Here is a 12,230-nt window from a genome sequence, read left to right as displayed (position 1 = left end):
GGCCACTCCAGTCACCAGAGCAGGGAGGGCTGATTTCAATCCACACTCCTCATACGAGGAGTGACCTATTTGACTTAAGCCATCTATTAAAGTACTTTAATTTCAATCCACACTCCTCATACGAGGAGTGACTACCGGAGGCACTCCTACGCTATTGGGCTTTACTATTTCAATCCACACTCCTCATACGAGGAGTGACGTAGCTGATTTTGCCCATCGTTTGCTGTTCCCCCATTTCAATCCACACTCCTCATACGAGGAGTGACCCCCCAAGGGTGCATGCCCTAACCCGAGTCTCTTTTATTTCAATCCACACTCCTCATACGAGGAGTGACGTTGGCATCCAGGTAATCAACATAGCCTGAGTTAAAATTTCAATCCACACTCCTCATACGAGGAGTGACCGCACCTCCCTCAACGCCGCCTCAGCCTCATCCACGATTTCAATCCACACTCCTCATACGAGGAGTGACTTGCGGTTGCGCCCCATGCCGACACGATCCTCGCCGATTTCAATCCACACTCCTCATACGAGGAGTGACAGGAGTATGGTTCCATAAATCCTTCACTTTAGCTTCATTTCAATCCACACTCCTCATACGAGGAGTGACTGACATTGCTAGAAAGAATCCAATTGTACCAAAATTTCAATCCACACTCCTCATACGAGGAGTGACGTTCCAGCTGTAGACCTGTTCGCTGATCATGTGGATTTCAATCCACACTCCTCATACGAGGAGTGACATTCCCACTCATAATCAACGTTGATATTTCCATTATTTCAATCCACACTCCTCATACGAGGAGTGACCATAATTATTGGCAGTTGTCCCAACGAAGACAATATATTTCAATCCACACTCCTCATACGAGGAGTGACTGATAGAGGATTCGGAAGATTTCCTGAAGTATAATATTTCAATCCACACTCCTCATACGAGGAGTGACAAAAATGAAACCCTTCATTGTGTTGTCGCACTTAATTTCAATCCACACTCCTCATACGAGGAGTGACTCCAATTTTAAAATTAGACGTTGAGGAAAAGCTATTTCAATCCACACTCCTCATACGAGGAGTGACACCCATTGATTTTTAAAGTATATCTTAGCAGTGGATTTCAATCCACACTCCTCATACGAGGAGTGACTTGGCCGTAAAGCCGATGGGCAGGACGCCTTGATATTTCAATCCACACTCCTCATACGAGGAGTGACTCCAGTTCGGTTAAAGTATAGTGGCCGAGGGCCGATTTCAATCCACACTCCTCATACGAGGAGTGACGACATGAGGATGATAAGCCCCAGCGGACTGCCGGATTTCAATCCACACTCCTCATACGAGGAGTGACATGCCGTCTACTCCACTCACAGCCACAGGCTCCAATTTCAATCCACACTCCTCATACGAGGAGTGACTTAAGGAGGCCCAAACTGTGGCTAAAGTATCCGAAAATTTCAATCCACACTCCTCATACGAGGAGTGACGTTGAATTATTAACCAATCAAAATGATTCGCTTATTTCAATCCACACTCCTCATACGAGGAGTGACGTTGAATTATTAACCAATCAAAATGATTCGCTTATTTCAATCCACACTCCTCATACGAGGAGTGACAACATTGTGGAGCATTGGGATACAGCTAACCCGTTTATTTCAATCCACACTCCTCATACGAGGAGTGACTCTACTCTATCATAGAATATGCCGTTGCCCGCGATTTCAATCCACACTCCTCATACGAGGAGTGACGGAGTCGAGCCTGCAAAATTCGTCATCTCATTTAAATTTCAATCCACACTCCTCATACGAGGAGTGACCACTGCTACTGAGACCAACTTCGTATCCGGACAATTTCAATCCACACTCCTCATACGAGGAGTGACATCCCCAGGTGGCGGTATTTACATCGATCTGCCTATTTCAATCCACACTCCTCATACGAGGAGTGACACACGCTCTCCTCCACCCCAACATTTTCTACATATTTCAATCCACACTCCTCATACGAGGAGTGACGATGAGGTCAAGGCCGATGTGGCCGCACTGGTGGAATTTCAATCCACACTCCTCATACGAGGAGTGACGGTGAGGGTATCTCCATTCGCCGGGTTATCAGCATTTCAATCCACACTCCTCATACGAGGAGTGACTTACATAGTCATGCCACTCCTTTATGTACTGCGATTTCAATCCACACTCCTCATACGAGGAGTGACTCATGGAGTCAGTCACTTCCTCGTGGAATACGAATTTCAATCCACACTCCTCATACGAGGAGTGACGCACATTTGGATTGTAGGGAGGAGGTGCAAAGCATATTTCAATCCACACTCCTCATACGAGGAGTGACCAGCGGTGATGACCTGGACTACTTCAGGACAGAATTTCAATCCACACTCCTCATACGAGGAGTGACCTTAGCGGTAGTTGTCATGCTACCGTCCGAAATAATTTCAATCCACACTCCTCATACGAGGAGTGACTCCATTAGCTTTTGGTTGTCCTCAGACATGCCCGATTTCAATCCACACTCCTCATACGAGGAGTGACGATGCGCTTGTGACGGTGAGGGAGCTGCTTAGGGTATTTCAATCCACACTCCTCATACGAGGAGTGACTACGAATGGCGCGGGCCTCAGGATGCCGAGGAGGAATTTCAATCCACACTCCTCATACGAGGAGTGACCATCCCCCCGCGCCCTGACCACTCATGAGAACCAATTTCAATCCACACTCCTCATACGAGGAGTGACGTTTGACCGGAGCGACGACAAGGTTGCCAACGACCTATTTCAATCCACACTCCTCATACGAGGAGTGACAGCAAAAAGTAAACAAAAGTCACCCAACAGGTTCATTTTTGCTTACTTTTCAAAACTTTTCTACCAACAACCAAAGCCAGACCTACTACAATCTCCATATTACAACAATTTCCCTCATATTTCGCGGTGCGAACCCCCCATCATTTTCATGTTCACTACAGGTTCGCACCAGATAAGCGGCAAAAGGATTGTGTTCAGCTCGCCTTACTGGTTCTCAGGATCTCCACTCCTTGAGCGGCGCTGCCTTCTATGATATGGGTGACTTCATCCAATTTAGCAAAGATATTTTGAGAAAGTTCCTTCGTATGTAAAAACAGGTTCCTGGCCAATTCCGGTTTATTTTCTTTGACAGCCTCGATGACCTTACTGCCGCTGGTATGAAATTCGTCATGGACCTGATCGATGGCCCGCCAAGCGTCTTCCAAAACCGTTCCGGAAACATCCATGGAGTGATAAAAATGACCAAAGGCGCATTTCTTCGAGTTGGTTTGCAAAGGATAGGTTGTCATTTCCTCCACGATTCTGCTCAGGTTTTTAATCCAGTTGGCATGAGCCGCCTTGGCCTTGCTGATATTCTCCAGGAGTTCCTGATTGGATACAGCATTTTTGCCGCCGTTCAGGGCGGTGATCATTTCTCTGACCAGGCCGCTGAGTTCGTCATCGATCCTGGCTATCTCTTTGGCGTTGTCGGCGCTTTGGGTCGCATCATCCTGAATCCTCTGGGTCATCAGGTTGAGTTTTTCGGCATCCTGAGTGGAGGCCTCCATGGCCTGATTGATCTGACTGGCGGATTCCTTGATATGCCCCAAGGACTCTGTAATCAGATCAACATCACTGATCGTGTTCTTTAACATAGATACATTTTCAATGATGGTTTGAGATATCATATCCAATTTGGTGTGCATTTTAGCCGTGGAGTTCATGGTGTTTTCCATGCTGGACTGCCCGCTTACCGCTGCCTGTTGGATGTTATTGACAAAGGAGCGCATGTTTCCCAAACTGGTTTTGGTGCTGTCCGCCAGCTTTCTCACTTCATCCGCAACCACAGCAAAGCCTTTTCCCGCTTCTCCGGCCCGGGCTGCCTCGATGGCCGCATTCAAGGCCAGCAGATTGGTCTGATTGGCGATATTCTCCACACCGTCCACAATCTCATTTACCTTGACCGCCATCTCCACCAGCACCTTGATCTGTTCGCTCATCAAGGCCGCATCTTTGGAAACATCATTCTTCAGCACATCGATTTCCTCAATCCGGGCGATGCTCTCGTCGTTTTTGAGGACAAGTGCCCGGGAGGATTCCTGAAGGCTGTTCATCACTTCGGAAGTATTGCCGATAGTATCATTCACTTCACTCATACTGGCACTGATCTCTTCCACAATCGCCAGATTGGATTCGCTGATGGTTGACATCTCTCTGGCGAATTCAATCAATTTATGGGAAGAATGGGTCATCTCCACGTCAAAATTGCTTAAGGCCGAGGTAAGGCCAATCATTTTTTTGGAGCTTTTGGACATATGCTCTTCACTGGCCAAAAGTTTCTCGAAAATTTTCACAAGATTTTGGTGAATGGGATACTGCACATCCGGAAGCTCAACTTCCAGCCCATTTAAGCGGTCTTCTACACTCTTAATAACACACAATGCTTCTTCACAAGGTGCTTTCTTAAAAAAATTCACTTGCGAACTTCCCCTCCTTCAAATAATCCTTTCAACTTCTGAGTTAACTACGTCGATATTCACTTGATTAACCTTACATTCAGGTTAAACAAATCAAAGCAAGGCTTGGACTCCTTACCATCGTTCTATATCTATTGTTATTATGGACTGATGAAGGAATAATTTCAAATGGTATCCACACCGAAAATAAAATTTTACACCCTGCTATTCTTTCTTTAAAACAAAGTTAATTGGGCGTCTTTCCTGGAGCACATTTTCCGTTCCGTAATGATGGCGTTCTGGGGAAGAGCGCCGATCAGAACCGGTGACTTAGGATCATGGCGGGCTATATTGCTGCGAACCGTTTTAGGTGAAGATGTCCCATAACAGTAAAGGCAGCCATGGGGGCAGCTGTCATAGGTGCCGATCTCTACACTTTCTATACATCCACAGGAGGGCCTCTGGTTAGGGTCCTTTTTCACCTGGATTTTACACTTAAGGATCTCTTCAATCATACCTTGATCGATGCATGAAGCATGCTTAATTCCATATTGGCTCAACTTCACAGGCTCGCAGCAGGTAAAGAGGTCCAGATCATGCTTCCGGGCAATGGCGGAAAAGCCCTCGGCAATTCGGCCCATGGCTGTTTCATCCGCTTCCTTTGCTTCCTGGGCTAAGGCCAGACTCATGGCTCTGCCCACCTTAGGATACATATCCAAAAAGCTGAAAATGCAGCGCTGGGTGTAACCTGCCAGAGCCGCCGCCATGCGTTCAAATTGCCTCAGGTGATACTCAAGGTCCAGGCCCAGCTCCGGGGTCAGAATCACAGGATCATACCGCCATACCACCCGTTCTGGCCCCAGCATAGCACTCAGCTTCTGAAAGATGTTCAGTAAAGTTTCCTTAGGCGGCAGATTCTGCTCCAGGTCACGATCATAAGGGGTCAGGGTGAACTGAAAATAAAATGGGTAGCCCAGAGCGACGATCTCAGCCAACCTGGGAAGCATGGGGGATGGATTCTTGGTCCAGAAAACGAGACAATCCACGACCTGGGGGTTTAGCTCCACACGGCTGTAACGGGAGGGATTCCTGGGATTGGGCACCAGAACATACCCTTCCTGCAGGCGGTTGAGCAGCCATTGGGAATAAAAGGCGGGGATATCCGTACGGCGGCTGGCACTGATGATCATCGGCGCTTCATCAGGCGAATCTGCTTTTTGGTTTCCTGATCCACCCGGTAGGATTCCGTGATCTTTTGCAGGGCTTTGTTATAGGTGAAGTCATCCAGATGGTTATGCTGCAGATAAGGCAGGGTCTCTTCCGGCAGCTTGATATAGCAGATGGAAATGGCCCAGGCCACCGCCATTTTAACATAATATCCTTCGTGCCGGATGCCGTCCAATCCTTCCAGCACGGCTTTGATATACTCCTGGTCACTATAGTAGGTGAGCAGCATGACCACCCCAAAGCGTATTTCAAATTCCCGTTCCGAGCGCAGATAGGGCTGGAGAAACTCCCAAACCAGCTCCTTGTTTTCTTTCGTAAAATTCAGCCCGTTGCAGAAGCTGTCACACACCGACCAATTATCGATCTTCGGCACAAATCCCTGGATATAAGCAAGCCTTTCTGGGGCCGAACATTGAGCACAACCGATGACCATGCCCTGGAGCATGATCTCCTCAAAGGAATCCTCCCGGGCCGTCTTTAAGTATTCCCGCCAGTCTGCCTTGGTGATCTGCTTGGCCATTTTGCGCAAAAGGGGCAGACGGACCCCTAAGATATTGCCGATATTCGGAAGCAGGCCCGAGGAAAACACCCGGTATTCTTCTTCCGCCAGTTCCTGCATTTGCTTCTTGATTTCTGTTTGCATCGGACCACTCCTTTACTGAGGTGAATTTTGTTTTTCACTTTTATTATGCCATACTTCCCCTCTCATCTCTAACTATAACCGGCCTTTTTAAGACTGTCTTCCGATCTGGCATCTTTTAATTTTCCCAGAAAGCCAGATCGGGAACCGCCTACCTGAAAAAGGGCCGAATTCTATTCCTTGCCCAGGCTGTTGTACACGGCCAGGGCATCGCTAACATTGTACTGCTCGGAATCATGATTCCCTTTGGCCCCGGCTGTGATCAGAATGTATTGCTCCTTGCCTACTTGAGCGAGACTGGCGAGGCATAAACCCGCCTCATCGGTATATCCGGTCTTTCCCCCTAAAATTTCCCCTCCGGCAATCTTTGAGCTGCCCAGTACTGAGAACATGGTGCTGTAAAAGGTTATGCCGCCGGGGTGCTTATTGGTAGGCGGGGTGGAATGACGGGATGCAGTGAAAACTTCCCGGAACAGATCATTTTGCAGGGCATAACTGAGCAGAACCGCCAAATCCTTGACGGTTGTATAATGGTTTTCAGCATGAAGTCCGGTGGCATTTTCAAAATGGGTATGATTCATGCCCAGCTCTGCCGCCTTTTGATTCATCAGGAGAGCAAATTTCCTCTCTGAGCCGGCAATTCTCTCCGCAAGCCCGACACAGCTTTCCGCACCGCTGGGCAGCATAACACCGTATAACAGATCCATGACGCTGACCTGCTCCTCCGGCTGAAAGCCTGTCATGCTGGCATTGGCTTGGTACAATCCCTGAAAGGTTGCTTGGGAAAGTCGAATTTTCTCCTGGAGATTAGGCAGATTTTCTATAGCCAGAATGGCTGTCATGATTTTGGTCAAAGAAGCCGGATAGATTTTTTCTTCACTGCCCTTTCCCATAAGAATCTTTTGATCCTTTAAGCGGACCAGAATAGCCTGAGAACTGTTCAGTCTGCCGACGGATAAGGAAGTGGGCCGGGTCTCCGGCTTCAGCTGGGAAACTGTCCCTGTTCTATCCCCGGAGATTTTCTCTGCTAACTGCTGAGATTCAGGGAGGTACTTATATCCCAAGACGGCTATAACAACCAGGAGCAGAAGTAACAACAGCATGGGGGGTTTTGATTTCCGCTTTTTTCTCCTTGGTCTTTGGGCCATAAAAACAACTCCTTATTTTGTGCTGATATTATTCAAGCACAGAACAAGGAGCCATATAGGAATTCCAGCTTATGGATTCCTTAAGATTTCCTTATGACGGAAGCTTTTTCTTTAAAGCAATGATGGCATGGCTGATCAGTCCCAAGCCGATGCCGATGGTTATGCCTACGGCAGCTCCAATCAGGGTATCAATCCAACCGCCAGCCATGAACATTTCCCGGCCGCCGCTGCTGATAAACCCGGTCAGAGCGCCGATGGCAATGCCAAAGAACAGGAAGCCTGCGTAAAACAAACCCACGGCTTCATAATCGGCAGGATTCATATTGGCATAGTATTCGGCAAACCGCTCCTGCAAATCGCTGGACTTAGCCGTTTCACTGCGGAATCTGAGCTCCTCTTTGGCCTGCTTAAACGCATCCTGCTCGGAGTATCCTTCGGCAATCAAATCATTCATGTAATCGCTCATATAAAGAATCATATCGTTTTGCGCTTCCAGAGCAGTCCCCGAGCGGTTCTTCAGCTTGGCCAGCTTGGCTGTGACCTTGCTTTTCGTTTCACCGGTTTTACGGCGCAGCTTCTCCAGATAAGTCATCTCCGCTTCTTCCAGGTAGTGCTGGGATTGCTCTTCGGCAAACCGGCGGATTTTTTCCCTGATCTCTTTACTGAAGCTCATTACTCTTGCCCCCATTATTTCTTAAAATATGAATACGCTCACTTAAGAAATCCCATCTTGCCCAATAGGCTGCCAGTTCTTCAACCCCCCGCTCGTTGAGCGTATAAAATTTTCGGGGGGGACCCATTTCCGAGGGCTTCCTGGTGATGTGAACCAGCTTGTTTTTCTCCAGCCGTAAAAGCAGCGCATACACGGTTGCCTCCGCAAGGTCTTTAAAACCCATGGCATGCAGTTGTCTGGCAATCTCATACCCGTATATTTCACCGCGGCTGATAATCTCCAGCACGATCCCATCCAAAACGCCTTTGAGCATCTCGCTTAGGTTATCCAGAATACTACCTCCCTGGTCTTCAACAACATGGGTAATCTATAATGTTGACTACTGCTATATAATAACATAGAGTAGTGAGCTTGGCAAGCGTTCTCTTTTCTGCCTCAGACAGAACAACCGGCTAAACATGACCCATCACGAATTAACTGTAAAGAGCATAGTTTATGGAAGAAAAAGGTTTTTAAAGAGGTGGCCAGCCTTGCTTGAAGTCAGCGAACTCACGAAATCCTATCATGAAGTAAGAGGGGTTAAGAACCTTTCCTTTCAGGTCGAGTCAGGGACAGCTTTGGGCTTATTAGGACCGAACGGAGCCGGCAAAACCACCACCATCCGCCTGCTGATGGGGTTTATGAAACCCGACCTGGGCAGCGCCAGCATTTGGGGGCTGGATTGCTGGCGGGATCGGGCGGAGTTAAAGGAAATCACCGGTTATCTGCCTGGAGAATTGCATTTTATGGAACAGTTTACCGGCCAGGAATTTCTGGATCTTATCGAAGGCATGCATGGAACACAGCAAACGATCAGAAAAAGACAAAAAGACCTGCTCCGCGCTCTCGAACTCGATCCGAAGCAGAGGATTCGCAAAATGTCCAAAGGCATGAAGCAGAAGTTGGGCATCATTGCTGCATTAATGCTGGACGCTCCTGTTCTTATCTTGGATGAACCCAGCTCAGGGCTTGATCCTCTTATGCAGAAAACCTTTATCGAATTGATTCTCGAAGAAAAGAAACGAGAAAAAACCATCTTCATGTCTTCCCACCATTTTGCCGAGATCGAAAGAACCTGTGAGCGGGTGGGGATGATTCGGGATGGCGAACTGCTGGCCATTCAGGATATAACCCAGCTCAAGCAGAAGGAGCGCCAAACCTTTGACATTGAGGTAAGCGGAGAAGAGGATGCCGAATTGCTCCGGCAAAGCGGCCTCACCCTTTACCCCTTGGATCATCTTAAATTTACGATCCAAGTCACCGGTGAACAGGAATTACTATGGAAAACCCTGGCCCAAATCCGGGTCAGGCGTTTTCAGCAAGGCTCCCTGGAGCTGGAAGAAGCGTTTATGCACTATTACCACTCAAGCTTAAGGGGGGATAGCACTTGAACCGGGCCTTATTCCGAGCCATGATCAAGCAAAACCGCAAAAAAATAGCCAAACTTGCTGCCGGCATCGTCCTCTATGAAACTCTTTTAACCTGGGTCTACCCTGTGATTGCTGAGAATTCGGCCGTGACGCAGCTCACCGACTCCATACCCTCAGCTGTAAAAACCGTATTCGGAGTCGCTGAAGAGGCACGGGTGGATACCTTTGAAGCCTTTATCTCCGCCCAATTCCTGGCGCGGATTTGGGCCATGCTGATGTCTTTATACAATGTGGAGACAGCCAATGAGCTGCTGGCCAAATTGGCCGATGACGGCTCTCTGGCCCTGCTCCTCTCCACCCCGGTTCCCCGGGGTGACTATCTGCTCACTCAGGCTCTGGTGCTTTTCAGCGGGAATGCCCTGCTGGTTTTGGCCACCCTGCTGGGACTGTGCGGTGGAGCCTACCGCTTTGGCATTACTATCGACAGCTGGCGCTATTGTCGTTTTGGGCTGCTCAGCCTGGCCTTTTATTCATTGATTGGCGCTTACAGCCTGTTTTTTTCCGCCCTGACCGCCCAGGAAGATCTGGATCTCACTCTGGCGGCGGGAACAACCTTAACCTTTTACGCCCTGGATGTGGCCGGAGGACTCAGTGAGCAGCATTCCTGGCTGCGCAGGCTGTCTCTCTTTCAGTGTTACCAGCCCCAGGAGGTACTTGAAGGAACTTCCGATCCAGCCAGGAAGATCATCGGGCTGACAGCTGGCTCTGTCATTCTACTGCAGTTAGGGATCTATGCTTTTAATGAAAAGGATTTAGCCATTTGACTGCCCAGCTGGCTCATGACCATTTCATAATATCGGCCTTGCTTTTCCATCAGACTCTGGTGATTGCCGGATTCCAGGATCTGCCCCTCCCCGATCACCATGATGCGGTCCGCATCCCGGATCGTGGAAAGACGGTGGGCAATCAGAAAGCTGGTCCGGTTCTGCATGAGGCTGACCAGAGCTTTCTGGATATCTTTTTCCGTCTTGGTATCCACGCTGCTGGTGGCTTCATCCAGGATCAGAATCGGGCTGTCGCAGAGCAGCGCCCGGGCGATGGAGATCAGCTGCTTTTGCCCCTGGCTCAGATTATCATTAGCTGCGGAGACCCGGGTCCCATAACCTTGGGGGAGCTTAGTGATAAAGCCGTGGGCATGGGCGATTTGCGCCGCCCTGATCACCTCTTCCTCGGTGGCGTCCTCTTTCCCATAACGAATATTGTCCATGATCGTGCCGCTGAAAAGGCTGGTATCCTGCAGCACAACTGAGAAGCAGCGGCGCAGGCTGGCCCGTTTGATCCGGGTAACCGGCACCCCGTCAATCCTGATCTCCCCGCTGTCCGCATCATAAAAGCGGGTTAAAAGATTGACGATGGTTGTTTTCCCGGCACCGGTTTCTCCCACCAGGGCAACGACCTCCCCTGGATTGACCTGAAAACTCACCTCTTTAAGAATCGGCTGGGTCTTGTCATAAGAGAAGCTGACCTCGTCAAAGGTTACGGCACCGGCAGGATGTTCCATTTCCAGGGCATTCTCCTCATCTGCCCTCTCTTCCTCATAATCCAGAATTTCAAAAACCCGCTCCGCCCCGGCCAGAGCCGACTGGATGGTATTAAACATACCGGCTACGGAGTTAAGAGGGTGGGCAAATTGCTTGGAATAGGTTAAAAAGCTGACCACCGTTCCTACCGCCAGCCCCTGGCTTAAGGTCAGGATTCCCCCGCAGATGGCCACAGCTGCAAAGACCAGATTATTGATTACATTCATCAGGGGCATCATGCAGCCGGACCAAACCTGGGCCTTATAGCTGCTTGCACGCAAGCCCTGGTTGATTTCCTGGAATTGGCGGAGTACCTCCTCCTGCCTGTTGAAGGCTTTGACCATTTTCAGACCCAGAATATTTTCTTCGATGACCCCGTTCAGGGCCCCGAGGCTTCCCTGCTGAGCCAAAAAATAAGCCCGGCTGCGGGTGGCGATGGTTTTGGTCAATACGAAAACCAAAGGTACACAGAGCAGCACCACCAAGGTCAGAGGCACATTCAGACTGAGCATGACCGCCAGGGAACCGGCAAGGGTCAGGATGCTGGCGATGAGCTGGGTGGTGGTCTGGGCGATGGTGGAGCTGATATTATCCATATCATTGGTGATCCGGCTCATGGTATCCCCATGGGAGCGGGTATCATAAAACCCTAGTGGAAGCCTCTGCATTTTGGCAAAAAACTCCTGGCGCAGAGTATAGACCAGCTTCTGGGAGATCCGCAGCGTCATGGTCCCGTTGAGCAGATTGAGGAGCAGATTGCCGAGATACAGGCTCAAAATAATCAGCAGCAGGGAAACCAGCCTGGCCGTATCCACACTCCGGTCGGCAATATGAAAAGTATTGAAGGTTTGCCCCACATAATAGGGAATCGCCACCGCTACCAGAGAGGAAGCGGCTGTGAGCAAAATAACGGCGAAAATGCTCTTGGCCCAGCGCAGATAGATTTTGACAATCCGCCCCAGGGTCCCTTTGGTATTCTTGGGTTTGGCAGCCGGAACAAAGCGGTTCCCGGCTCCCGGCCGGTTGACAAGAGCGGGGGCTTTGGGCTGCTGAGTGCGAAATCCTCCTGCCAT

The 12,230-nt window shown here is 49.3% G+C and carries 9 protein-coding genes and 1 CRISPR repeat array (1 of these 10 running past the window's edge); of the genes, 2 read left to right on the top strand and 7 right to left on the bottom strand.

Going from position 1 to position 12,230, the window contains the following annotated elements:
- Positions 1-2,825: direct repeats of the CRISPR family, unit length 33 nt; unit sequence ATTTCAATCCACACTCCTCATACGAGGAGTGAC; it reaches 377 nt to the left of the window's first position.
- A 194-nt stretch (positions 2,826-3,019) separates the two neighbouring features.
- The 6 genes from DHAF_RS10820 to DHAF_RS10795 form a co-directional block, all read right to left on the bottom strand.
- Positions 3,020-4,501 carry a methyl-accepting chemotaxis protein gene (locus tag DHAF_RS10820; protein WP_005814289.1) on the bottom strand — a complete coding sequence of 494 codons (1,482 nt, stop codon included), beginning with the start codon at positions 4,499-4,501 and terminating at the stop codon, positions 3,020-3,022.
- A gap of 215 nt (positions 4,502-4,716) precedes the next feature.
- Positions 4,717-5,670: a DUF1848 domain-containing protein gene (locus DHAF_RS10815; protein ID WP_005814288.1), complete on the bottom strand. Its 954-nt coding sequence runs from the start codon at positions 5,668-5,670 to the stop codon at positions 4,717-4,719.
- Positions 5,667-6,350: a DNA alkylation repair protein gene (locus DHAF_RS10810; RefSeq protein ID WP_005814285.1), complete on the bottom strand. Its 684-nt coding sequence runs from the start codon at positions 6,348-6,350 to the stop codon at positions 5,667-5,669. The genes DHAF_RS10815 and DHAF_RS10810 overlap by 4 nt, the downstream gene beginning before the upstream one ends.
- Positions 6,351-6,520: 170 nt before the next feature.
- Complete coding sequence (locus DHAF_RS10805) at positions 6,521-7,495, bottom strand: D-alanyl-D-alanine carboxypeptidase family protein (protein WP_011459514.1); 975 nt, start codon at positions 7,493-7,495, stop codon at positions 6,521-6,523.
- Positions 7,496-7,586: 91 nt separating this feature from the next.
- Complete coding sequence (locus tag DHAF_RS10800) at positions 7,587-8,168, bottom strand: hypothetical protein (protein ID WP_005814277.1); 582 nt, start codon at positions 8,166-8,168, stop codon at positions 7,587-7,589.
- Complete coding sequence (locus DHAF_RS10795) at positions 8,155-8,481, bottom strand: PadR family transcriptional regulator (protein ID WP_015943901.1); 327 nt, start codon at positions 8,479-8,481, stop codon at positions 8,155-8,157. Before DHAF_RS10795 ends, DHAF_RS10800 begins: the two co-directional genes overlap by 14 nt.
- 217 nt (positions 8,482-8,698) lie before the next feature.
- Here DHAF_RS10795 and DHAF_RS10790 point away from each other — a divergent pair, with 217 nt between their 5' ends.
- Both DHAF_RS10790 and DHAF_RS10785 read left to right on the top strand, forming a co-directional pair.
- Positions 8,699-9,598, top strand: coding sequence for an ABC transporter ATP-binding protein (locus DHAF_RS10790; RefSeq protein WP_015943900.1), 900 nt, complete (start codon positions 8,699-8,701; stop codon positions 9,596-9,598).
- On the top strand, positions 9,595-10,401 hold the full coding sequence (locus tag DHAF_RS10785) for an ABC transporter permease subunit (RefSeq protein WP_015943899.1): 807 nt from the start codon (positions 9,595-9,597) through the stop codon (positions 10,399-10,401). The genes DHAF_RS10790 and DHAF_RS10785 overlap by 4 nt, the downstream gene beginning before the upstream one ends.
- Here the strand turns inward: DHAF_RS10785 and DHAF_RS10780 are convergent.
- A complete protein-coding gene (locus DHAF_RS10780) occupies positions 10,368-12,230 on the bottom strand; it encodes an ABC transporter ATP-binding protein (protein ID WP_015943898.1) in 1,863 nt (620 codons plus the stop codon). The genes DHAF_RS10785 and DHAF_RS10780 overlap by 34 nt on opposite strands.

The sequence above is a fragment of the Desulfitobacterium hafniense DCB-2 genome (genome assembly GCF_000021925.1).
Lineage (GTDB): Bacteria > Bacillota > Desulfitobacteriia > Desulfitobacteriales > Desulfitobacteriaceae > Desulfitobacterium > Desulfitobacterium hafniense.
Note: the sequence above shows the minus strand (reverse complement) of the source record. Positions and strands in the feature narration are given on the sequence as shown.

Excerpts from the sequence above, each read along its gene's own strand:
- DHAF_RS10805 (WP_011459514.1), bottom strand. The coding sequence starts at position 7,495 with ATGGCCCAAAGACCAAGGAGAAAAAAGCGGAAATCAAAACCCCCCATG.
- DHAF_RS10780 (WP_015943898.1), bottom strand. The coding sequence starts at position 12,230 with ATGGCAGGAGGATTTCGCACTCAGCAGCCCAAAGCCCCCGCTCTTGTC.
- DHAF_RS10810 (WP_005814285.1), bottom strand. The coding sequence starts at position 6,350 with ATGCAAACAGAAATCAAGAAGCAAATGCAGGAACTGGCGGAAGAAGAA.
- DHAF_RS10795 (WP_015943901.1), bottom strand. The coding sequence starts at position 8,481 with ATGCTCAAAGGCGTTTTGGATGGGATCGTGCTGGAGATTATCAGCCGC.
- DHAF_RS10800 (WP_005814277.1), bottom strand. The coding sequence starts at position 8,168 with ATGAGCTTCAGTAAAGAGATCAGGGAAAAAATCCGCCGGTTTGCCGAA.
- DHAF_RS10815 (WP_005814288.1), bottom strand. The coding sequence starts at position 5,670 with ATGATCATCAGTGCCAGCCGCCGTACGGATATCCCCGCCTTTTATTCC.